This is a genomic window from Micromonospora haikouensis, from assembly GCF_000876225.1.
Lineage (GTDB): Bacteria > Actinomycetota > Actinomycetes > Mycobacteriales > Micromonosporaceae > Micromonospora > Micromonospora haikouensis.
Window position 1 is genome coordinate 1,240,718 of record NZ_JXSX01000003.1, and the last position, 20,032, is coordinate 1,260,749.

The 20,032-nt window shown below is 70.5% G+C and carries 24 protein-coding genes; 11 read left to right on the forward strand and 13 right to left on the reverse strand.

The features are described 5' to 3' along the window. Window positions 1-26 precede the first annotated feature (26 nt). The 3 genes from TK50_RS26775 to TK50_RS26785 all read right to left on the reverse strand — a co-directional run bounded on the left by TK50_RS26775 (window position 27) and on the right by TK50_RS26785 (window position 1,941). Window positions 27-917 (reverse strand): alpha/beta fold hydrolase, encoded by an 891-nt coding sequence (locus tag TK50_RS26775; RefSeq protein WP_043968140.1) that lies wholly within the window; start codon window positions 915-917, stop codon window positions 27-29. Window positions 918-1,079: 162 nt separating this feature from the next. After that, window positions 1,080-1,430: a hypothetical protein gene (locus TK50_RS26780; protein WP_043968141.1), complete on the reverse strand. Its 351-nt coding sequence runs from the start codon at window positions 1,428-1,430 to the stop codon at window positions 1,080-1,082. Between the two features lie 58 nt (window positions 1,431-1,488). Continuing rightward, window positions 1,489-1,941, reverse strand: coding sequence for a hypothetical protein (locus TK50_RS26785; protein ID WP_241774120.1), 453 nt, complete (start codon window positions 1,939-1,941; stop codon window positions 1,489-1,491). A 361-nt stretch (window positions 1,942-2,302) separates the two neighbouring features. Here TK50_RS26785 and TK50_RS26790 point away from each other — a divergent pair, with 361 nt between their 5' ends. From TK50_RS26790 to TK50_RS26815, 9 genes are all read left to right on the forward strand, one after another. After that, window positions 2,303-2,767 (forward strand): hypothetical protein, encoded by a 465-nt coding sequence (locus TK50_RS26790; RefSeq protein WP_144420403.1) that lies wholly within the window; start codon window positions 2,303-2,305, stop codon window positions 2,765-2,767. Between the two features lie 160 nt (window positions 2,768-2,927). Then, the gene (locus tag TK50_RS33950) at window positions 2,928-3,113 is read left to right on the forward strand and encodes a hypothetical protein (RefSeq protein WP_144420404.1); all 186 of its coding nucleotides are present in this window, start codon (window positions 2,928-2,930) and stop codon (window positions 3,111-3,113) included. Continuing rightward, complete coding sequence (locus tag TK50_RS32365; RefSeq protein WP_052503932.1) at window positions 3,110-3,724, forward strand: hypothetical protein; 615 nt, start codon at window positions 3,110-3,112, stop codon at window positions 3,722-3,724. Before TK50_RS33950 ends, TK50_RS32365 begins: the two co-directional genes overlap by 4 nt. Next, a complete protein-coding gene (locus TK50_RS26800; protein WP_043968145.1) occupies window positions 3,721-4,140 on the forward strand; it encodes a hypothetical protein in 420 nt (139 codons plus the stop codon). The genes TK50_RS32365 and TK50_RS26800 overlap by 4 nt, the downstream gene beginning before the upstream one ends. Continuing rightward, window positions 4,133-4,366, forward strand: coding sequence for a hypothetical protein (locus TK50_RS33955; protein ID WP_144420405.1), 234 nt, complete (start codon window positions 4,133-4,135; stop codon window positions 4,364-4,366). Before TK50_RS26800 ends, TK50_RS33955 begins: the two co-directional genes overlap by 8 nt. Before the next feature lie 86 nt (window positions 4,367-4,452). Next, window positions 4,453-4,797 carry a CpaE-like family protein gene (locus TK50_RS26805; protein ID WP_043968147.1) on the forward strand — a complete coding sequence of 115 codons (345 nt, stop codon included), beginning with the start codon at window positions 4,453-4,455 and terminating at the stop codon, window positions 4,795-4,797. 262 nt (window positions 4,798-5,059) lie between these two features. Further along, entirely contained in the window at window positions 5,060-5,191 is a 132-nt protein-coding gene (locus tag TK50_RS35515) for a hypothetical protein (protein WP_277814353.1), read from the forward strand. Next, window positions 5,188-5,766 (forward strand): GGDEF domain-containing protein, encoded by a 579-nt coding sequence (locus TK50_RS26810; protein ID WP_277814350.1) that lies wholly within the window; start codon window positions 5,188-5,190, stop codon window positions 5,764-5,766. The genes TK50_RS35515 and TK50_RS26810 overlap by 4 nt, the downstream gene beginning before the upstream one ends. An 86-nt stretch (window positions 5,767-5,852) precedes the next feature. Further along, a complete protein-coding gene (locus TK50_RS26815) occupies window positions 5,853-7,055 on the forward strand; it encodes a hypothetical protein (protein WP_144420406.1) in 1,203 nt (400 codons plus the stop codon). Between the two features lie 260 nt (window positions 7,056-7,315). On the opposite strand, the gene TK50_RS26820 is transcribed toward TK50_RS26815, so the two are convergent. The 10 genes from TK50_RS26820 to TK50_RS26865 all read right to left on the reverse strand — a co-directional run bounded on the left by TK50_RS26820 (window position 7,316) and on the right by TK50_RS26865 (window position 17,434). Further along, entirely contained in the window at window positions 7,316-7,606 is a 291-nt protein-coding gene (locus TK50_RS26820) for a hypothetical protein (RefSeq protein WP_043968151.1), read from the reverse strand. Between the two features lie 678 nt (window positions 7,607-8,284). Next, window positions 8,285-9,064 (reverse strand): transposase family protein, encoded by a 780-nt coding sequence (locus TK50_RS26825; RefSeq protein WP_082106342.1) that lies wholly within the window; start codon window positions 9,062-9,064, stop codon window positions 8,285-8,287. Window positions 9,065-9,111: 47 nt separating this feature from the next. Further along, window positions 9,112-10,254, reverse strand: a complete 1,143-nt coding sequence (locus TK50_RS26830; protein ID WP_043968153.1) for an endonuclease/exonuclease/phosphatase family protein — start codon at window positions 10,252-10,254, stop codon at window positions 9,112-9,114. Then, complete coding sequence (locus tag TK50_RS34550; protein ID WP_241774171.1) at window positions 10,251-10,589, reverse strand: helicase associated domain-containing protein; 339 nt, start codon at window positions 10,587-10,589, stop codon at window positions 10,251-10,253. The genes TK50_RS26830 and TK50_RS34550 overlap by 4 nt, the downstream gene beginning before the upstream one ends. Beyond that, on the reverse strand, window positions 10,475-11,707 hold the full coding sequence (locus TK50_RS26840; RefSeq protein ID WP_144420408.1) for a helicase associated domain-containing protein: 1,233 nt from the start codon (window positions 11,705-11,707) through the stop codon (window positions 10,475-10,477). The genes TK50_RS34550 and TK50_RS26840 overlap by 115 nt, the downstream gene beginning before the upstream one ends. Further along, window positions 11,665-12,627 carry a DEAD/DEAH box helicase family protein gene (locus TK50_RS26845; protein WP_043968159.1) on the reverse strand — a complete coding sequence of 321 codons (963 nt, stop codon included), beginning with the start codon at window positions 12,625-12,627 and terminating at the stop codon, window positions 11,665-11,667. Before TK50_RS26845 ends, TK50_RS26840 begins: the two co-directional genes overlap by 43 nt. A gap of 300 nt (window positions 12,628-12,927) precedes the next feature. Further along, on the reverse strand, window positions 12,928-14,139 hold the full coding sequence (locus tag TK50_RS26850; protein WP_063838625.1) for an FAD-binding oxidoreductase: 1,212 nt from the start codon (window positions 14,137-14,139) through the stop codon (window positions 12,928-12,930). A gap of 188 nt (window positions 14,140-14,327) precedes the next feature. Continuing rightward, complete coding sequence (locus TK50_RS26855) at window positions 14,328-14,966, reverse strand: GOLPH3/VPS74 family protein (RefSeq protein WP_043969417.1); 639 nt, start codon at window positions 14,964-14,966, stop codon at window positions 14,328-14,330. 51 nt (window positions 14,967-15,017) lie between these two features. Beyond that, the gene (locus TK50_RS26860) at window positions 15,018-16,031 is read right to left on the reverse strand and encodes an acetamidase/formamidase family protein (RefSeq protein ID WP_043968161.1); all 1,014 of its coding nucleotides are present in this window, start codon (window positions 16,029-16,031) and stop codon (window positions 15,018-15,020) included. Next, window positions 16,028-17,434: an APC family permease gene (locus TK50_RS26865; RefSeq protein ID WP_043968164.1), complete on the reverse strand. Its 1,407-nt coding sequence runs from the start codon at window positions 17,432-17,434 to the stop codon at window positions 16,028-16,030. The genes TK50_RS26860 and TK50_RS26865 overlap by 4 nt, the downstream gene beginning before the upstream one ends. A 333-nt stretch (window positions 17,435-17,767) precedes the next feature. On the opposite strand from TK50_RS26865, the gene TK50_RS32370 reads away from it, so the two are divergent. Both TK50_RS32370 and TK50_RS26875 read left to right on the forward strand, forming a co-directional pair. Beyond that, complete coding sequence (locus TK50_RS32370) at window positions 17,768-19,105, forward strand: NsdA family TPR-like regulatory protein (RefSeq protein WP_052503934.1); 1,338 nt, start codon at window positions 17,768-17,770, stop codon at window positions 19,103-19,105. Window positions 19,106-19,139: 34 nt separating this feature from the next. Next, window positions 19,140-20,015, forward strand: a complete 876-nt coding sequence (locus tag TK50_RS26875) for a DMT family transporter (protein ID WP_043968166.1) — start codon at window positions 19,140-19,142, stop codon at window positions 20,013-20,015. Window positions 20,016-20,032: the final 17 nt, after the last annotated feature.

The window sequence follows — 20,032 nt, forward strand, 5'->3', positions numbered from 1 at the left end:
ACCCAGGGTTCGTCTGCGCAGTCACGCTATCGCGGGTCCGGGGGTTCGCGGTGAACCTGGCTGAGGGGCTGGCGACTGTGTTGCGTCAGGAAGGTGGCCACCACTTCACGGAAGTCGTCAGGGTTCTCGACCCACGGCAAGTGACCGGAGCCGGCGAGGCTCACGCGTTGGCTGTTCGTCAACGCCTGGTGCAGCGAGTCAACGGCCCAGCGGGGGCGGATGTCCTCGGTGCCGTCGATGATCAGCACGGGCAGGTCGAGCGCTCGGCACTGCACAGCCAGTTCGGAGTCGCTGAGCTCTTGCTTGACCTCCGCGTTGAGGGCCTGGTTGCAGTCGTAGTTGATGCCCAGCCATGGGGTGGCCATGCGTTCGGCGTGCCGCAGTGCGGTGCCGGGGTCGGCGAAGTCGGCCGACCATTGCAGGAGCGCCCATTCGTGGTCCTCTGCGGGCGTGCGGGTGCGGACGCCGAGTGCCTCCCACCGGGCCAGATGATGCCCGAGTCGCAGCCTCAAATTCCGCTTGTAGTGCGGGTGCCAGCCGCGGTCGGGGTCGATGCCGGTCCCGGACACGTAGATCAGGTGGCTGACCCGTTCGGGGTGTTCGATGGTGTACCGCAACGCCAGGTGCGCACCCCACGAGTGGCCCATCAGGGCCATGCGCGGTCCGGCCAGTTGGTCGCGTACCGCGTCGAGGTCGGCGACGAAGCGGGCGACGGTGTATGGTCCGCGCCGCTGCGAGCGTCCGCAGCCGCGCTGGTCCCATCGGATGGTGCGGGCGCGGTCGTCGAGCAGCCGGGCGACCGGGTCGAGGTAGTCCCACAGGCCCGGACCGCCGTGACAGAGCACCAGCGGCGGCCCGGCGCCGGACTGCTCGGCCCACAGATGGCAGTTGTCGTCGCTGCGCACGTTTAGGCTCATGGGCGACAGTATGGCGGCTTGTGCGGGACCGCTTTGCTGAGCGATACGGCCGAGGCAGTTGATGGTTGGGCGTGTGGGCCGGCCGGCGTGGGCCGCCGGACTGTCGCTTCGCAGCGGGTCACCGCCAACGCTCGAGCGATTCATCGGACATGAGGTTCACGGTCAGGCCGGTGTCCCCGGCACCTGGTCGATGAGTGCGGCCTCAGGGACGCGGCCGTCGGCGATCAGAGCGGACAGCTCATCGAGTAGTCGTTCGAGATCGTCGCGGTTCTCAAGGTCGTAGTGCTTGTTGACCATCCTGTCGTCGGCGAGGCGGACTGTCGTCAGCTCCGCCTCGCCGGTGGCCCAGATGATGATCGCGGCGAGCCACGTCGTGGACTCGAGCTCGCTGACCACGACCGCCTTGCCGTGGTTCGGCTGGATCGGGTGCGTGTGCCATCGCATCCCCAGCCTCGCCCACGTCTCTGCTCGGGCCTTGACGGTGACCGACAGCGCCTCCAGGGGAAACGTCATGCCCGTGACTGTCGCACGGCCCCCACCGGCTGAATCGGCACCGAACCCGGCGGTGCGTTCAGTCGAACCAGTTGAACAGCAGGTCTCCGAGCCGGTCCTGATGGTGGTAGGCGACGTCACGGCGTTCGTCTTCGGTGAGGAATCGCAGGTCATTGTCGCTGAGCGGCTGGATCAGCTCTGCGGCCTTCGCGACCCGTAACTCCGCCTCGGAGAACGGGTCGCCGGCCGGCACGTCCACGAACGTCAGCGTCACCGAGTGGTGATCCTGCGGCTCGGCCGCAGCGACCAACGACGCCGCAGCGTTGAACAGCAGGCCCACCGCTACTCCATCGCGGAGCCTCACACCCACCCGGTAGTAGTTCCGGCCGACGGCGGGCTCTTTGACCGGGGTGGTGACGGTCCCGCCGGAAGCACGCATGCTGGGGTGCACCGCAGCGAGCCATACGGCACGAGCGACCGGATCGTGGTGTGGCCTGGTCGCCCCTGCCTGCGCCACGTCCACGATCTCCACGGCTGAATTGTCCGTAGCTGGTGGCCCGGACGTCGAGTCCCGCACGGGGAACAATCTGACAGGTCGCGGCTTTCGGCGGGCTGACAGCCTCTGCCAGCCGTGTCGACCTGACAGCAGGGCCCGTGGGACTCTGGCCGAGGCTAACCTGAGGGCTCTTCTTCTTCTCGTGTCCCCTGATCTGGCCTCTTCTCGCGACGGCATCGCGCCCACCGGCTCCGGTCGGCCGCCGTCGCCCGCGTCTGATCCGGCCCCACACGGTCCACGACCCTCTGCTCATGCCACAAGGGCATGGGTGATGTTCCCGTTCCGCCCGACGGTCACCACCCGGTGGCCGCCTTCGCGCTGTCCGATGGAGGACGACATGCTCATGCCCCGCTGGTACCTGACTACCCCCGACTGGTTCGCCGAGCTGCCCGCCACGATCCACAGCGGCGACGACGGCAAGACCGTGACCAACCAGCCCGCACGACCGCTCCACGACGGGCATTCCGTTGGTCCAGCGGAGACCGACGCCGCGATGGGCGTGGCCCTGCTGGCCGTCGAGCAGCTCGGCGAGGCCATGACCCACGCCACTGAATGCCATGACCTGACCGAACTGGCCCGGCTGCTGTGCGGCCTCAACCTCGTCCAGGCGTACCTGACCCAGACGATCCAGCGCATCGCCGAGAACGTCCACGGCGCTGCCTTCAGCGGACTCGCCGCCGTGCCGGACACCGTCGTGCAGGACCTCACCGACAGCCTCAGCACCGCCGGCAGCAACAGCGAGATCCTCGCCGGTCACCTCAAGGACGCCCACCTGATCCTGCGCTCCGTTGCCGTCTCGTAGACCCAACCTGCGCCGGAACGCGTAATCCGGCACCGGACACGTAGCTGTCTCGACCCGCACCATCCGGCCGATGCCCGGCCGACCGCGCACACCCGCGCAACATCCGGGCACGGCCGGCAGGCGTGCCCGGATTCCATCCACCAGCAGATGGAGGAATCCCGTGCCACACCACCTCTCCACACTCTCCGGCCCTCGCCGCCGGATCCAGCCGAACCACCTCGACGACCGCCCCGGCGACACTCCTGCCGCGCACCTCGGCCGCCGTGCCGAGACCGGCCGCTGCCGGGACCTTCCCGCGCTGCGACGGATGCGCTACGCCCCCACCGCCCCGGTGGTGCTCGCATGACCGCGCCCGAGGTTCCCGCCGTCCCCGTACGCCTGGCCCGGCGGCCCGTCGTCGGAGGGCTGGTCGTCCCATGGGTCACCGCCCGTACCCCCGATGGCCGGTACCGGTTCGGCGCCGTCGACCACCACCGTCACGTCCGAGCGCTGCAGGACCGGCTCTGCCAGACCTGCGGCGACGAACTCGACACCAGGCGGATCGTCTTCGCGATGCGCGACAGCGACCTGCGGCTGCTCGTCAGCCCCGAGCCGGGCATGCACCCCGTCTGCGCCGCCTACTCCGCCAGCGGCTGCCCCATGCTGGCCGGCCGGATGAGCCACTACCGCACGACACCACTGGCCGCGCAGCTGACCGAGGCCGGCGCGTCCTTCCACGGTGATCCCACCGGAATCCGCCCGGCGGCACCCGCCGAACGCTGGCACCTGCTCTGGACCAGCGGCTACCGGGCCTTTACGAATCCGCTCACCGGCCAACCGGCCGCGATGGTGCTGCCCGAGCAGATTCTGCGCGTCCGCCCGATCGGCCCACCTCCGCCGCTGCACCCCGCCGATCAAACGCCGGACAGCGAGCCCGGCTCCGCATCCAACCCTGGTCCCGAACGGAGTCCGTCATGACCCTGCATGTCATCGCCGTCTACCACAACACCGAAAGCCGGTTCCTCCCGTACGAGCCGGGCCACGCCCTCACCCAGGTCATCTCCTACTGGCGGCGCCTGCCTGCCTCCGCCAAACCGGAGCGGACCGCCAGCTGGATCTACGGCCTGTTCAACGTCGACCTCGACCAGCTGGAGACCTGCCGCGAGACGCTGAGTGGAGAAGCCGACTTCCTCATCGCCTGCACCTACCGGCTGCTGCGGCTGCGTTCGATGTCCACCGGAGACGTCATCGCCATCACCGCCAACGACCGCACCACCTGGCTGGCCTGCGAATTCGGCGGGTGGAGGCGCATCGACCCACCGAACAACATCACCGGGGAACTGTTCACCGCCGGCACCGTCCGCCAGCACCTGCGGCGGGACCGCCGTGCGTGAGCACCCCTGCCGCCACCACCCGCGGGGCCGGCACACCGATGCCTGCCTGACCGGCCCGTGCGGCTACTGCGGAACCAGCCTCCAACTCATCGCCTCCGGCGAATGCCGCTCCTGCCTGCTGATCGTCTGCGAGGCATGCGACGCCGGCTACCACCCCGACCTCGGCCCCATCTGCCGCTCCTGCGCCCAACCCGCCGCCAGCCGCAAGGCCCGCCCGGCTATCTGACCGTGCCCTGGGACCACCCCCTACGGCCACCCTCATCGTCCGCCGGCGCCGCCGAGCGGGCACGTCCCCCTTCCCGGAGGTTCCTCATGACACCCAAACCGTTTCCCGTCATCGCCGTCACCGGTAGCCGGCTGCTGCGTGCCGAGCTGCGCACCGTCGAACAGCAGGCCGGATACGAGTTCGAGTACGCCGACTCCGTTCCCCAGGGCCGCCGCTACGCCAGCCGCCGCCCGCTGATCGTCATCGGCTCCGACCTGGTCGCCCGGTTCCGGAACCGGCTCGCCTGCCGCGGCATCGTCGTCGTGGCGTCGGTGAACCAGCCCGACGCGAAGGTCTGGGTGCACGCCGAGCGCGTCGGCGCAACCTACGTCATCGTCCTGCCCACCGCCTCCTCCTGGCTGGTCCACCACCTCCTGCGCGACCTGCCGTAGCAGCTGGCCGCCGGCCACCTCGCGCGGTGACCGTCGGCAATAGGACCGAACAGAGTTCCGGTGCCCGGTAATCACCAGCCCCCGACCGGGCGGCAGTGCATCCGGCAGCAACGCCGAGCCCGCCCCACGGTGCCCGCTGCCGGGACACCGAGCACAGAAAGCGGCCCGCCATCAGGCGGGCCGTCGTCGTTTCAGGACCCGGGACGCAGCGCGCCTACGAAACGTACGCGTCCCGGGTTCTCCATCGGAATGGAGGAACCCAGTGTTCACCACACTCCTCGCGATCGCCACCATCCTGGCGGCGATCCTCGGGGCCGGCGTCGGTCACCTCGCGGGGGCCCGGCCCACCATCCCCGGCTGCGCGCCGAACTGGCCGACGCCGCCTGGCAACTGACCCACGACCCGCTCACCGGCCTGCTCAACCGCACCGGTTTGCGCGCCATCCACACCGCCGTCGGCGCGACCTCTCCACCGCAGCGTCTCGTCGTCATGCTCATCGACCTCGACCGGTTCAAGGAGGTCAACGACACCCACGGCCACGACGCGGGCGACGACCTGCTCGTGGAGATCGCCGACCGGCTCGCCCAGGTCGTCCACACCTACGGCGGCACTGTCGCCCGGCTGGCCGGCGACGAGTTCACCACCATCCTGCCCCTGCGGCACCACCCGGTCGACGACATCGCCGACCGGATCGTCAGCGTCGTCGCCGCGCCGGTCAACGTGCAGGTCGACGGCGGCCTGGCCACGGGCACCGTCACGGCCAGCGTCGGCATCGCGACCGTGGTCAGCACCGACCCGTTGCAGGACATCGCGCTGCACCGCGCCGACATCGCCATGTACCACGCGAAGCGCCAGGGACCCGGCCGGTACGTCGTCTACGCCGACGGCATGACGATGCCCGACCGAGTGTACCGTCGTGGACCGCGGCTGCGTGACCTGCGCCGCGACCAGCGGGGGAGCGCCGAATGAACCTCGCGACCCTCACCGCCTGCGCGACCTGCCGGCTGGCCCTCACCGAGCACCCCGACGGACACGGCACCATCTACCGGCACCCCGTGACCGAAGGCCGCCACGCCGTCGTTCCCGTCGACGCCGACCAGGTGAACGACGTGTTCGACCGCTGCCACACCTGCACCGGCGCGCCGCCGGTGTGGAACTACCACACCAGCCTCATCCAGATCGCGGTCCTCGCGGCCGTCGAGACCTACAACGACCAGTGGCACGTCTGCTACCGATGCGCCCAGTTCATCGAGGCCGACGACTCCGAGGGCCTCACCGCCCACTGTGCCGCCCGCATGCAGTGGCTGCCCCACCACCACGAGTACGCCGTCCTCCGCGCACTGCACCGCGGCATCGTCCTCGGCCGCGAAAGCAGGACCCTGCTCAGCACCACCGACTGGCCGCCGGCCCGGCTCACTGCCGACATGCTGCCGAAGATCCGCGACCGGTTCACCGGTCTCCTCCGCGGCCCCGCGCACCTGCCCCCACATCTGAACGACCCCGACCACCGCCGGGTCCTGGCCGACCAGCTCGACCTCGCACCCATGTACTGGATCAACCAGGATTTCACCGACATGGTCAACGAAGTCGGCAACGACCAGCCACTCGCGGCCGTCACCGACGAACTCGCCGCCACACCGGCCGGGCTGCTCGCCTGGCCCGAACCCGTCGGCGACACCCGGCAGCTCGCTGCCGTGTCCTGGACACCCCACGCGGACGGCTGGCAGCTCATCGGCTACCGCAGCATCGGCGGCACCGCCCTCGACGACGACCTGATGCCCGCACTACGACACGAGATCGGCTGGCTCGTACCCATCCACGCCGAACACGTAACCCGAGGGACCAAGCTCGACGGACGACACCCGCTCGGCCCCCTCGTCACCACCTGGCTGCTGATCAGACAGCAACTGGCCGAGGCGGTGCCGGCGAAACTGCCCAAGGCAACCACCAAGGCGTACCAGCGTCACCGGCGTCCTGCCCCCGAGGTCAGGATCGTGCGAATCGCACCGCGCAGCACCACCACCGCACCTCAACGAGGCAAAGCTGGTGAAGGCTCCACGCGGGCCAAGCCCGACCACCGCTACTGGGTCTCCGGCCACGACCGCCAACAGCCGTACGGCCCCGGACGCAGCCTCCGTCGCACCATCGAGATCGCACCCTTCCTCAAGGGAGACGAGGGTCTGCCGATCAAACTCAGTACCACCGTCCGTGCCCTCGGTAGCCGAGGCGATGACCGGACGCGGTCTACCGACCAATAGCTGTGCGTGTGTGGTGGTGGAGCAAGCTCCACCACCACACACGCACAGGGGCCTATTTGTGTCTGGGCGCCCGGTCGCCGCTTGTGCGCGATCGATGTGGTCTGACCTCTCGATCGGTCCGGGCGCGAGTTCGTCGGCTGGGAGGATGCCCGCGAGGCGGCGTGGCCCGGCTGGCGTTCATCCTCGATGGCTGGTCGACGTCAGTCCTCCGCGCCGGAGGGCAGGGTGGTCAGGGGCCTTGGGGTAGCCGATGTTGCGTGTCACTCGCCTCGGCCCCCGGGTGTCTCTTCCGGTGGGCTCGGCTGGCCGTCGTTGAGGTACTCGATGTACAGGATCTGCTTCCGGTATTCGAGGTACCTCTGGTTCGTTGGTCGCCGGCTTTCGATGGAGGCGCGCGCTGAGGTGAAGGCGTCTACGAGCCAGTCGACCGCGTTGCCTTCCTTCTCTGCCTCAACGAAGGCTTCGACCTCGATGGTGCCCCCCTGAGCGTCGCTAGAGGTCGCGACGTCAGTGACTCGGGGTGGGTCCTCGGCCGCGAGCATCTCTTCCATGAATCGCTCGGCTTCATCGTGCAGTTCGTCTGCGGATGGGAGCCACCCATCCCGTCCTCGGGCTGCGACTCGTAAGACGACCCTGGCCTCCATCCCTGCGCCATCCCCCTAATGATGTCACCTTGACATGGGCGGGAATCAGCCCACTTCAGCAGCTGGTTCGCGTACCTCTGAGGCTCGGATGGGTTCGGGTGCACCTGTCGGGAGTGCTGGCCGCACGGGGACGGGCATACAACGCCTCGTTCCATTTCTCCCCGCCAGCCTCTGAACCTGCGGAGGTAGAGATCTTCCAATGCTTCCTGAACTTCGATCGAAGGGTGGTTGGGGTATCCGTCAGGCCGCGACAAAGTCTTCCTCCCTGGGGCTTCCCCTGTACCAACGACGGCGGTTCCGAGGGGTTGCGTGGAGGGTCCTTTGGTGGCATTCGGCGGAGGAGTGTTAAGGGAAGTTGGGAGTGGTCTGATTAATCACTATGTGGAACATGTGGATCATCGTGCCGCCGTTTCTCCTTTCCCGGTCGCACACCGTGTGCGATTCAATGTCTACTCCCGCGGGGATGCAATCGGAATCAATCGCGCGAATCTGGCTAATTCGCCTTTCCCTTATCGCCTTGCTTTGATGGTGTCTAAGGGATGTCTCGTAACTCGGTGATGGCGTTGCCGGTCAACGGTGTCGGTGTCATCCGAGCAGGATGATGTTGTGGAGGTGGGCGATGCCGGAAGCGGTGTCGGTCAATGTGCTGGCGGCGCGTCGGTAGTCCCGGAGGATCTTGAAGGTCTTCATGCGGGCCAGGGCGTGTTCGACCTGCGCCCGGATCGTGCGGTGGTGCTTGTTCAGGTCCTTCTTCCAGTCGGGTAGTTCGGTGCCGTCGGTGGGTTTGCGGTACGGGATGATCACCTCGGGGTTGCCGCGGTAGGCGCCGTCGGCCATGACGGGCCGTCCGGCCAGTTTCTGGTCGATGCCGGAGGTGCGGTAGGCGATGGTGTCGTTACGGTTGCCCGGCTGCGGGTCACCCAACGCGACGACCAGGCGGGTGTGGGCGTCGATGGCGACCTGCAGGTTCGTCGAGTAGCGGTAGTTCTTGCTCGGGGCGGCCAGCCGGTGGTCCCGGGTCGGGACCAGGGTGCCGTCGACGATGGCGATCTGTTCGATCCGGCGTCGGCGGACCGGGGCCAGGGCGAGCAGGGGGCCGAGGGTGTCGATGACCCGGTGGGCGGCGGAGTGCGACACCCCGAACAGCGGGCCGATCTGCCGCATGGTCAGGTTCGTGCGCCAGTAGGCGGCGACCAGCAGCACCCGGTCGGCGAGGTCGAGGGACCACTGCCGGCCCGGCCGCCCGTCGGCGATGGCGTCCCCGCCACGTTCGGCGACCAGCCTGACCAGCCTGCGGAACTGGGCGGGCTGCAGCCCGGTGAACGGGAAGATCCACTCCGGGCGAGCCGCCGTGATCACCTGCACCAGAACATGATCCACCATGGACCCACCGCCGAGTTACGAGACATCCCTTAGCCATATTCCTCAAGGTGGGAAAGGTGGGGGTGGTAGGTGTCATTCTGGGGAAACATTTCGCCGACGCCTGACGCAACCGGCTGCGCGTGCGGCGAGCCTCGCCGGCCGACCCGCGCGGACGCCGGCTCAGCGGCGGGGACCGCACGGGCGGGGGCCGGCAGCCGGTTGCTGCCGGATGAGGGGAGCCGGGCGTGGGGGTGGTGACGCGGTGCCGGTGGTGGGGTGTCGAAGATCAGGGTGGCGGTGACGAGTCGGTGGTCGGAGGGGTAGGGCTGTCGTGCCGGGACGTGGACGCGGTAGCTGCCGGGGTCGACGTGGGGGCGCATGGTGTCGTTGGCGAGGAGCCAGTCGATGAGCAGGCCGCCGCCGGCATCGATGCCGTGGTTGACGGTGGGGAGCAGAGGTATGTGGGGGTTGGCGGTCCGGGCGAGTTCGGCGAGGGCGTGGAAGCCGCAGCCGTCGGTGCGGTGGTGGGTTTCGGGGTCCCAGCGTCCGATGAGGTGGTCGACGGCGTCGGTGTCGGCGGTCCAGGTGCCGTCGGGGTGTCGGCGCGCTTTCTGGGCGCGGGCGCGGTGGCCGGCGGCTGCCCAGTCGCGTTGGGGGAGGTGGGGGCCGGAGGCGGTGCTGTTGAGGTCGCCTCCGACGATGACGGGCATGTCGGTGGTGCCGTAGCGGTCGAGCAGGGCGGCCTGTTGGCGGCGGCGGATGCCGCAGTGGGGGTCCCAGTGGGTGACGGCTGCGGCGAAGGTGGTGCGGCTGTCGGGGGTGCCGGGTTCGCCGGTGCCGCGGATCGCGAAGACGGCGATGTTGCGCTTGTCGGCGAAGACGTGCGGGTCGGCGGGGGCGGGCCAGGATCGCAGAGTCAGCAGCGTCGGGTCGTAGAGGATGGCGGGTGGCATGGGGCTGTGTGGGTCGTGGCCGAGCACGCCGACGTAGGGGCGGTCGAACCGGTCGGCGAGCAGTTCCGCGGCGTGGTGCAGGGGGCGCTGGCCGTCCTCGTGCCAGGTCTTGGCCTCGCAGAGCAGGATCAGCGCGGGCGGGGCCTGCACGTCGTGGAAGGCGTCCACGAGGGGGCGTAGGTTGCGTTGGCCGTGGCGGAGGCCGCCGGCTTCGACGTTGAACAACGCGACGGGGATCATGGTTGCTCCGTGGGTGGGGCGCTCTGGTGGGCAGGCGTGGGGTTTGCTGGGGCCGGGTCCGGGGTGCTTGTCCGGCGACGGGCGGTGACCTGGCGGGTGCGGGCCCAGCCGGAGGGGATCTCCCACTGCATGCCGATGGCATCGAGCGCGGCGATCTGCCGGTCGGTCAGGGTGCCGGCGCGACGGGCGGCACGTTGCTTGCTGAGCCATTTCGCCAGGTTCACCCCGGGGCCGTCGTGGCCCTTGCGGGGGTGTAGATGGCCTTCACGCTGGTAGTAGGCGGTGGCCGCTGCGAGGTTGCGCTGCCAGGCGGCCTCGCGGATGGACCAGTGAATGCCCAGTGCTTCCAGGGCGCGGACCCGCTCGGCGCTGAGGGCCCGGAAAGCCAGCGGTAGAGGTCGATGGCGTTGACGGTGTGGCCGAAGGGAACGTCGAGGTGGCCGTGGTCGGCGTGGAACCGGCGGGCGGCGGCGTACCCGTCGTGGTGGGACGCGCGGATGCTCCAGTCGATGCCCAGGGCGTCGAGGTCGGCGACCCGGCCGGCGGGCAGGGTGCCGCCGCGGCGGGCCGCGCGTTGCTGCCACAGCCAGGTGTAGAGATCGAACCCGTCGAGGACGTGGCCGTGGGGGACGTGCAGGTGAACGTGCTCGGCGTGGAACCGTCGCGCGTAGGTGAGCCCTCGGGCCCAGATTCCTTCCCGGGGTTCCCAGTGGAAGCCGAGCGCGTTCAGGTGATCGACGCGGTCCTGGGCCAGGCGGCCAGCTTTGTGGTCGGCGCGCTGCCGGAAGACCCACCGGTCGAGGCGGACACCCTGCCGGAGGTGACCGGTCGGGACCCGGGTGTGGCCGTGGTCGGCGTGGAAGTCGCGCAGGGCGCCGTAGCCGACCATCCAGTCGGGGGTGGTTTCCTCCAGCACCCGCACCGTCAGGTGCCGCAGCAACTGCTCGGAGGCGTATCCGTCGGGCAGGCGGACCAGCAGCCGCGGCGGCAACTCCGCCGCCCCGGCGCCGGTGCGGGCGCGTTGCAGGTCGAGGTCGGCCGCCAGAGCGCTGTCATGGGCCCGCAACGCCCGCAGCGTCTGCAGCAGGGTCGCCCAGCGGGTCATGTTCCCGGCCAGGTCGGAGGTCATGTCGGCGGGGTCGTCCGGCAGCAGCACCGGAAGCAGGATGGTGGCGATGCCGGAACCGGCCGGATTGCGGCGCACCGCCCGCCCCACCACCTGGACGACGTCCACGGGGGACTCCTTCGGTGCGGTGAGCACGATCGCGTCCACGGCGGGCACGTCCACGCCCTCGCCCAGGCACCGCGCGTTGGACAGCACCGTCCATCCGTCCTCGGGCGGGTCGGCCAGCCGTCGCAGGTGCAGGCGCCGCTGGGTGATGCTCTGGGTGCCGTCGACGTGTCCCACCGTCAGCCGGCCCTTCGGCCGTTCGCCGGCAGGCAGCGACTCCACGGCGGCCGGCAGTGTGCGGGCGAACTCCCGGCTGGCCTGCACCCGGGCGTGAACACCAGTATCCGCCGGAGACCGAACTCCGCCGCGGCCCGGACCAGGGCGGTCTGCACCACCACCGTCCGCAACGGCGCGGCCCGCGCATCGACCACCGCGGCCGGGTCCAGATCGCGCAGCATCTCCAACGCCTGCGCGGACGTGACCCCGATGGCGAGGACCCGGTAGTCGTCCAGCCAGCCGTCACTGATGGCCTGCGCGAACGAGTACGTGTAGCAGACGGGCCCGAACACCGCCGTCTCATCCATCGACAGCACGTCGTCACCGTCGCCGCTGGTGCGGAGCCTGGCCGGCAGCAGCCGGGGCGTGGCCGACATGTACAGCCGCCGCCGCGCCGGCAGATGCTCGTCACGGTGCACCAGCGCACCGTGCTTGCCCGCCCAACCGGCCGTGTGGTGCGCCTCGTCCACGATCAGCAGGTCGGCGGCCACCCCGGCGGCGTTCAGGCCCCTGCCCACGGTGTCCGCCGACCGGTGCGTGACCAGCACCAGACTCAACCCCGACGCCGCATCGTGCTGCCTCGCCCACCCGGCGATCTGCGCCGCGTCGGTGGTCACCGGGCAGGTCAGGTCCACCACCCGCACCGCTTCGTCGGCGACACCACCGTCGCCGCACACCGCCAGCACCCGGGCGGCCGCACCCGCCCGGACCCACACGTTCAACGTCTGGGCCAGCAGGGTCAGCGACGGCACGGCCACCACCACCAGCCCCGAGGGACACAGCCGGACTCCCACGTGCACAGCCACGACCGACTTCCCGCTGCCGCAGGCCGCCCGTACCTGACCACGGCCGCCGTCCACCAGCGCCGCGACCACCGCGTCGACGGCCTCCCGCTGATAGCCGCGCAGCGTCGGCATCGGCGTCATCAGCGGGTACGCCGGTCGACGCGCGACAGCCGGCCGGGAGCGGCGGACGGCGCACAGGCCGACGCGGACCGCAGGATTGCGTGGTGGAGACGCCGGGGTTGGGAAAGCAAGGGTGTGCTCCTGGGTCAGGGTGGGTGGGGCGGCGGCTGCCGACGTCGGCTCGTTCGCCTGGAGAGACCGGTCATCCGGTGCCGGGCGGGACATCCCGCAGGGGAAGCGCAGCCCGAGCACGTCGAGGGGCCGTGGAGGCGTGGCCCGAAGGCCTCGGGGCCGGGCGGCCGCGAGGAGGTGGACGCGGTGTCACCGCAGCGGGGTCGCCTTGCGGCGCGTGATGGTGTCCTCCCGTCGGGAGAACCTGGTGCCGCCGGTTGGGTCTACGGCGGGTGAAGTGGGGCGGGTGAAGGTTTCGGCGAGGTGGAGGTGGTCGGCGGGGATACCGGCGAGGGGGAGTCGGTGGCGGGCGTGGTCGATGAGTGCGGGTGGGCCGGCGACGTGGACGTGGTGGCCGGGCCGGTAGTGGTCGAGGACGGCGGTGAGCACGTCACCCTGGGCGGCCGGGTCGACGAGGGGGTCGTCGGTGAAGGTGGGTCTGATGGTCAGCCACTCCGGATACGCGGTCTGGAGGGTGTCGAGGGTGATGCTGTCGTAGAGGTCTTCGAGGGTGCGGGCGCCGACTATGAGGGTGACCCGCCGCTGCCGGCCGTTGGTGGCGCCGGTGGTGGTGAGGTGTTCGACGATGGCGCGTAGGGGCGCCAGGCCGGTGCCGCCGGCGGCGAGGAGGAGATCGCCGTGGTGGTCGGGGTCGAGGGTGAGCCCGGCGTGGTAGGGCGGGCCGAGCCACACGTACTCCCCGACGGCGGCGTGGCGGGTGAGACAGGGCGAGACGGGTCCGTCGGGGACAGCGCGGACGTGGAGCTCGATGGTGCCGTCGGGGCGGGGTGCGTTGGCCGGGGAGTACCACCTCCAGGTGCCAGGTCGGTGGAGTGTGGTGACGGGAAGAGCCTGGCCGGGTTCGTAGTGCAGGCGGCGGCGGGGACGCAGGGTGAGCACGGTGACGGTATCGGTTGCCGCGTCGCGGCCGATGATCTGCGCAGGGGTCCACGGGAGCGTGGTGGTGAGGCGGTGGGCGGCGCGGTGGATGAGATTGAGGACGTGGTGGCCGTGACGGCGCCACCGTTCGGCGATCGTGGACGTCCAGGTAGTGGGCGCGTGGCGGGCGACGGTGGCGGTGAGGGCGTCGACGAGCGTCTGATGGTGGTAGGGCTGCAGGCCCAGGTGCCGGTAGGTGGGGGCGAGGGCGGCGAGCAGGGCGGTGCGGCCGGCGTGGTTGTCGCCTCCGGCGATCAGGTGACCGACGGTGGCCAGGAACGTTTGTGCATCACGTTCGGGCAGCAGCCTCATCCGTTGGTCGGCCAGGAGGGACGAGAAGTGGTCGGTGGCGCGGCGCAGGTGGGGTGTGACGTCGGCCCAGGATGCGCGGAGGTCGGCTGGATGGGCGGCGGGCGGTGTCACGAGACCGGCTCCTTGGCGCTGATCGGAATGCTGGGTCGGTGGCGTGGTGCGCGTGAGGGCGCTGGTCGCTGGCGGTGACGCGTCGTGGTCCTGCCAGCGGGCATGAAGGCTCGGCAGCCGGTGATGTTGCGGCGGCTGCGGGACGGACGATTCACCGCCGTTCCCCGGGGGGACGGCGAGAGAGCGGGTCAGCGGTAGGTGGCGGTGGCGAGGTCGCCGATGCTGGCGTCGACCGCGGCGGTGATGTCCCGTACAGCTCGGTGGTGCTGGTCGGCGATGGTGGTGAGGCGTGTGGTCAGCGTGGTGGGGTCGTTGTCGAGGTACAGGTGGGTGGTCAGGCCGAGGACGGCGACGAGGCCGGCGAGTGCGGCGGTGTGGTCGTTGGGTTGTTCGCGACCCTGGGCGAGGTAGCAGAGTCGGGCGCGAGGCACGACGGACCACTTGCAGTGGGTGGGTAGATAGGTGTCGCGGTGGGCGATGCCGGCGAGGCGTCGTTGGCGGTGTGGTCGCAGGATTCCGGTGGTAACGAGTCCGGCGCGGGTGCGGTCGTAGAGGTCGACGGCGAAGTGCCGCAGCCAGGTCCGCAAGGGCGGGGCGGTGCGGGTGGGGTGCAGTGAGGCGAGGGCGGCGTCGGCGATGAGGTCTCCGACGGGTCGGTCGGTGCGCAGGCGCAGCCGTTGACCGGGCACGGGGCTGGTGGGGTCGGGTGGGTCGACGATGACCCGTGCGGCGAGGTGCAGGTCGATCAGGACGGCGCCGGCGAGGCCGAGGGCGAGGGCCCGGCGGTGTACGTGCAGGCGGCCGGTGTCGTCGTCGTGGGCGAGCATGAACAACTCGTCGCGCAGCGGCAGGCGGGGGATCGTGGTCACGGTCGGCTCCTACCGTGTTTCGGCAGCGAGCCGCCGTAGCCGGCGGTGCGCGTCCTGGTAGGCGTCGGCGGGTGCGGGGAGCAGGGCTTTGTCGACGGCGGCGAGGATCGTGTAGTTGGGGTCGCAGACGTTTCCGACGGGTGCGCGGCCGGCCTGGGACACGAGTTGGTAGGCGTCGAGGGTGTCCAGGCCGGTCAGGGTGCTGGTCCAGCCGACGAGGTCGTGGTGGGCGATGCGGTAGGCGTCTTCCAGGGGACGGGCGCAGCCGACCGACATGAGCGAGGTGTCGGTCTCCAGCCGCGGCCAGGGTGTCGTCACGCCTTTGACGACCTCGACCAGGAGGGTGGTGACGGTGGCGATCTCCACGGCGGCGCCGCAGGCCTCGCCTTCGCCCTGTCGGGCGTGTCCGTCGCCGAGGGCGAGCATCGCCCCGTGCACGTTGACCCCGAGGAAAAGGGTGACACCAGGGCGTAGCTGCGGGGTGTCGAGGTTCCCGCCGTGGGCGTCGGGCACGAGCGTGGAGCGGGCCTCGAACCCTGCGGGTGCGACGCCGATCGTGCCGATCATCGGCTCCAGCGGCAGATCCACCGTGTGGTCGCTGCTCGTGGCCTGGAACCGTACGGTGCGGGCCTGCTGGTCGATCCCGTACACCCACACCCGTTCGGGCAGCGGCGGTTGCAGGGTGGCGGTGCGGAGGGTCGAGGTCAGCGCCCCGAAGTGCGGGAACGTCGTCGACACCCCCCAGTCCGTGGCGGGGGTGATCGCGGCGATGTGCACGGCGAGGGTGTCGCCGGGCTCGGCGTCCTCGACGAAGAACGGCCCGGACACCGGGTTCAGGTACGGCATGCGGCACACCCGCGACGGCAGGTCCGCCGGGCCCCGCACCAGCCCACCGAAGCAGTCCTGCGTGAACACCTCCAGCACATCCCCGCAGCGGACGTGGGCGACGGGCAGACGCGCGCCGAAGGTGTGCGCCAGTTCCCCCGGGCCCGGCCGGTACACGATCCGGTCCACGCCGGTCACACCCGCTCCAGGTCACGGCCGGCCGGGCGGGCCGGCACCAGGCCGGACAGCACGGGACGTCGACCGGTGGCGTACAGGCAGGCGAGGACCACCAGCCCCACCGCGAGCCACGCCAACCCGGCCCGCTGGGCGGCGATGTTCGCATGCACCACCACGTATGCCAGGACCGTGAAGCCCAGCACCGGCATGACCAGGTGCGCCCACCAGTTGCGGCTACGCCGCCGGACGAGGTGGTGCACCACCACCGACACGTGCAGCACCAGGAACGCCACCATCGCCCCGAAGTTGACCAGCGACGACAACACCGTCACCCCGTCCGCCCGACCCGCCATGTACAGACCCAGCACCAGGGACACCACACCGGTGAGCAGGGTCGCGTTGACCGGCACACCCCGCCGGGGCGACACCCGCGCCAGGAACCCCGGCAACTGCCGATCCCGCGCCATGGCGTAGAGCAGCCGGCTCGTCGCGACCTGAGCCACCATCGAGTTCGGCAACCCCCACGCGATCGCCGTCGCCACCGCGCACACCGTCGCCAACCAACCCCCGCCCGCGACCCGCGCCACGTCGTAGAACGCCGTCCCCGCCGGATCACCCTCGGCCAACAGCCGGCCAGGGTCGGCGACGAGCATCGCCGCCAGCCACGTCTGCCCGACGAACAACACCCCCGCCAGGATCAGGACCGCGGCCATCGCCCGCCCGACCTGCCGGGGCCCGCCCCTGCTCTCCTCGGCGAGCATGGAGATGCCGTCAAACCCCAGGAACGACAACACCGCGATCGACACCGCCCCGGCCACCACCGACCAGCCGAACGTGTCGGAATCGTAGAACGCCTCCCAGCTCAACCGGCCCTTGCCCGCGGCGAGGGCACCGGCCGCGACGACCAGGAACACCGCCAACACCAGCAGCTCACCGACCAGCATGACCCGCGTGACCAGCGCCGTCATCCGGATCCCGACCGAGTTGACCACCGTGTTCACCACCACGAAGCCCAGCAGCCAACACCACACCGGCACCGACGGCACACTCGCGTGCATCGCCACCGACGCCACCAGATACAACAGGCCCGGCACCAACACGTAGTCCAGCAGGATCACCCAACCCGCCAGGAACCCCACCGGCGCACCGATCCCACGCCCCGCGTAGTTGTAGACACTGCCCGACATCGGAAACGCCCGCACCATCTGCGCGTACGAGAACGCGGTGAACACCAACGCCACCACACCCACCACGTACGCCAACGCCACCATCCCACCCGACCCCGCGTACACACTGCCGAAGATCGCCATCGGCGCGATCGGCACCATGTACACCAACCCGTACGCCACCAGATCCCGGAACCTCAGCCCTCGAGCCAGTTCCTGCCGATAGCCGTAGCGGCCCAACTCGTTCTGCTCATGCATCAGCGAGCCTCTCCATGTCGATCAACTGCGTGTGCCCGACGTCGTACGCCGGTCATGGTCGAGCGGTCTGTCGTGCGCCGCCGTCATCGCCTGCCGCCGGAGGTTGTGGAGGGGGCCACCGTCGTGAGCAGGTGCCGTGGGCAGGCGTTCCGCGTCGTGTTCGAGGGTCCCGTCCGCAGCGGGGAAGATCGACCCCAGCTGGTGGGGACCTTCGACCTACCGCTACTCCCCGGATCACGGGGAGTAGCGTGTCGATGGCTTCCGTCACGGCGACGGTGATCGCTAACGTGCTACCGACGGTCGTCCTGGTGGCGGTCACTTTCGGAGGCAGGGATGGCGAGGAGCGCGCGTAGTTTCCAGCGGGAGGCCGACGAGCTGCGGGCCAGCGGGTGGACGTACCGGCGGATCGCCTCCCACTGGCGGCAGCGGTACCGCATCAACCCGCGGGTGGCGTTCCGCCTCGCCCACGGCCTCACGCAGGCCGACGTGGCGCGCCGCTGGAACGAGCAGTGGCCCGACGCGGACGCGCCGAAGACCGCGAAGCAGATCTCGTACTGGGAGATCTGGCCGGGCCCGGCGGGCCGGGCACCGTCGCTGGACACGCTGAACAAGCTGGCGTTCCTCTACCGGTGCGCCGCCGGCGACCTGCTCGGCGGCGAGGACCACAGCCACCTCGATGCGGAGGCCCTCCGCGCGGGCACACCGGAAGCGCCGGCCAGCCGGTCCACCAGCGAACGCGCCACCGGCGTTCCGCTGCCCTCCGGCGCCGTCCTGACACGGGTCACCGAACGGGTGGTCGAGGACCTGGAGATCCTGACCGACACCTACCGGCGTCTCGACTACCGGGAGGGTGCCGGCAAGGTGAGCGCGGATGTCGGCACCCATCTGCACCGCATGCTGGAGGTCAGCAACCGCACGACGAGCACTGCCACCCACCGCCGACTGCTACGCGCTGCCGCCGACGCAGCCCAACTCGCCGCCTGGCTCGCCATCGATGCGCAGCGCTACCAGCAGGCGCACGGATACTGCCGGCTCACCATCTCGCTCGCGGAAAAGGCGGACGACCGGGCCCTGCACTCGTACGGCCTGGGCGTTCTCAGCCAGATCCATCTCCACAACGGGGACGGCCGCACCGCGCTCAGCCTGCTCGGCACCGCCCGGGACGTCGCCGGCCGAGGCGTCCCGGCCGCCGTCAACTCCTGGCTCGGCGAGGCCACCGGGGAGGCGTACGGACTCCTCGACGAGCCCCACCGGGGAATGACCGCCCTGGCCGGGGCCGAACGGGCCTTCGACGGCGTCAGCAGGGACAACACCCCCGCCTGGTTGAGCTTCTTCAACGCCGACTGCCACGCCGCCCGCCTCAAGGGCCGCTGCCTGACCCGGCTGAGCCGCCCCACCGACGCGACCCGCTCCCTCTACGAGGCGTTGACCCTGCTGCCCGCCGACTTCGTACGGGAACGCTCCGGCACATTCATCGACCTCGCCGTCGCGTACACGCAGATGAACCAGATCGAACAGGCCTGCCACGCCGCCACCGAGGCCGACGTGCTCGCCCGACGTACCGGATCCGAGCGCAACCGCAAGCGGCTACGCCAGCTCCTCGTCGACCTGCTGCCCTGGACCGGCCTCGACTGCGTGCAGAGCCTGTACCGGCAGGTCCTGATTAACTAGAGCGCGTGCGTACGTCGACCCGCCACGACCCGCTGTGACCCGCCGCTCCTGGATCGAACTCATCGTCCTGTCCGCCCTCTGGGGCGCGGTGTACCCGCTCATCACCGTCGCCCTGCGCGATCTCCCGCCAGCCCTCGTCGTCCTCGGGCGCGTGCTGCTCGCCGCGCTGCTGCTGCTTCCCCTCGCGGTACGCCGGGACGCACTCCGCCCCGTCTGGAGCAACCCTCGGGCGATCATCGAGACGGTGCTGGTGCAGTCCACCGCCCCGCTGCTGCTGCTCACCTACGGGCAGCAGTACGTCTCAGCCAGCGTCGCCGGCATCCTCGTCGGCGCACAACCACTGTTCGTCGCGCTCCTCGCCCTCCGGTTCGCACCCGACGAACGCCCGCAGGGCTGGCGGGGCCTGACCGGGATAGTCCTCGGCCTGGCCGGGCTGGTCATGCTCTTCGGCGTCGACCTGAGCGGAGGCCGGACGGCGCTGCTCGGCGGCACGCTCATCCTCGCCGCCGCGCTGTGCTACGCCGCCGGCGCCATGATGATCCACCGCCGGTACGCCGAGGCTCCGCCCCTCGGCGTCGCCACCTCCGCCATGCTCGTCACCACCGCAGCCGTGGTCGTACCCGCCTCCGTCACAGCCCCCATTCGGCTGCCCGGCGTGGACGCGACAGCTGCCCTGCTCGTCCTCGGGATCGTCTGCACCGGCGCGACACTCGCTCTGTTCTACGCACTCATCATCCGCGTCGGCCCCGCCCGCGCGGCACTGGCGTTCTACCTGTCACCAGCCTTCGCCGTCGCCTTCGGCGTGATCTTCCTCCGCGAGCAGATCAGCGTCGCCGCGCTCCTCGGGCTCGGCGCGATCGTCGTCGGCTCCGTGCTCGCCGCGCACCGTAGCGAGTCGGCTCCCCCGTAGGCTGCCGGGACAGGGGC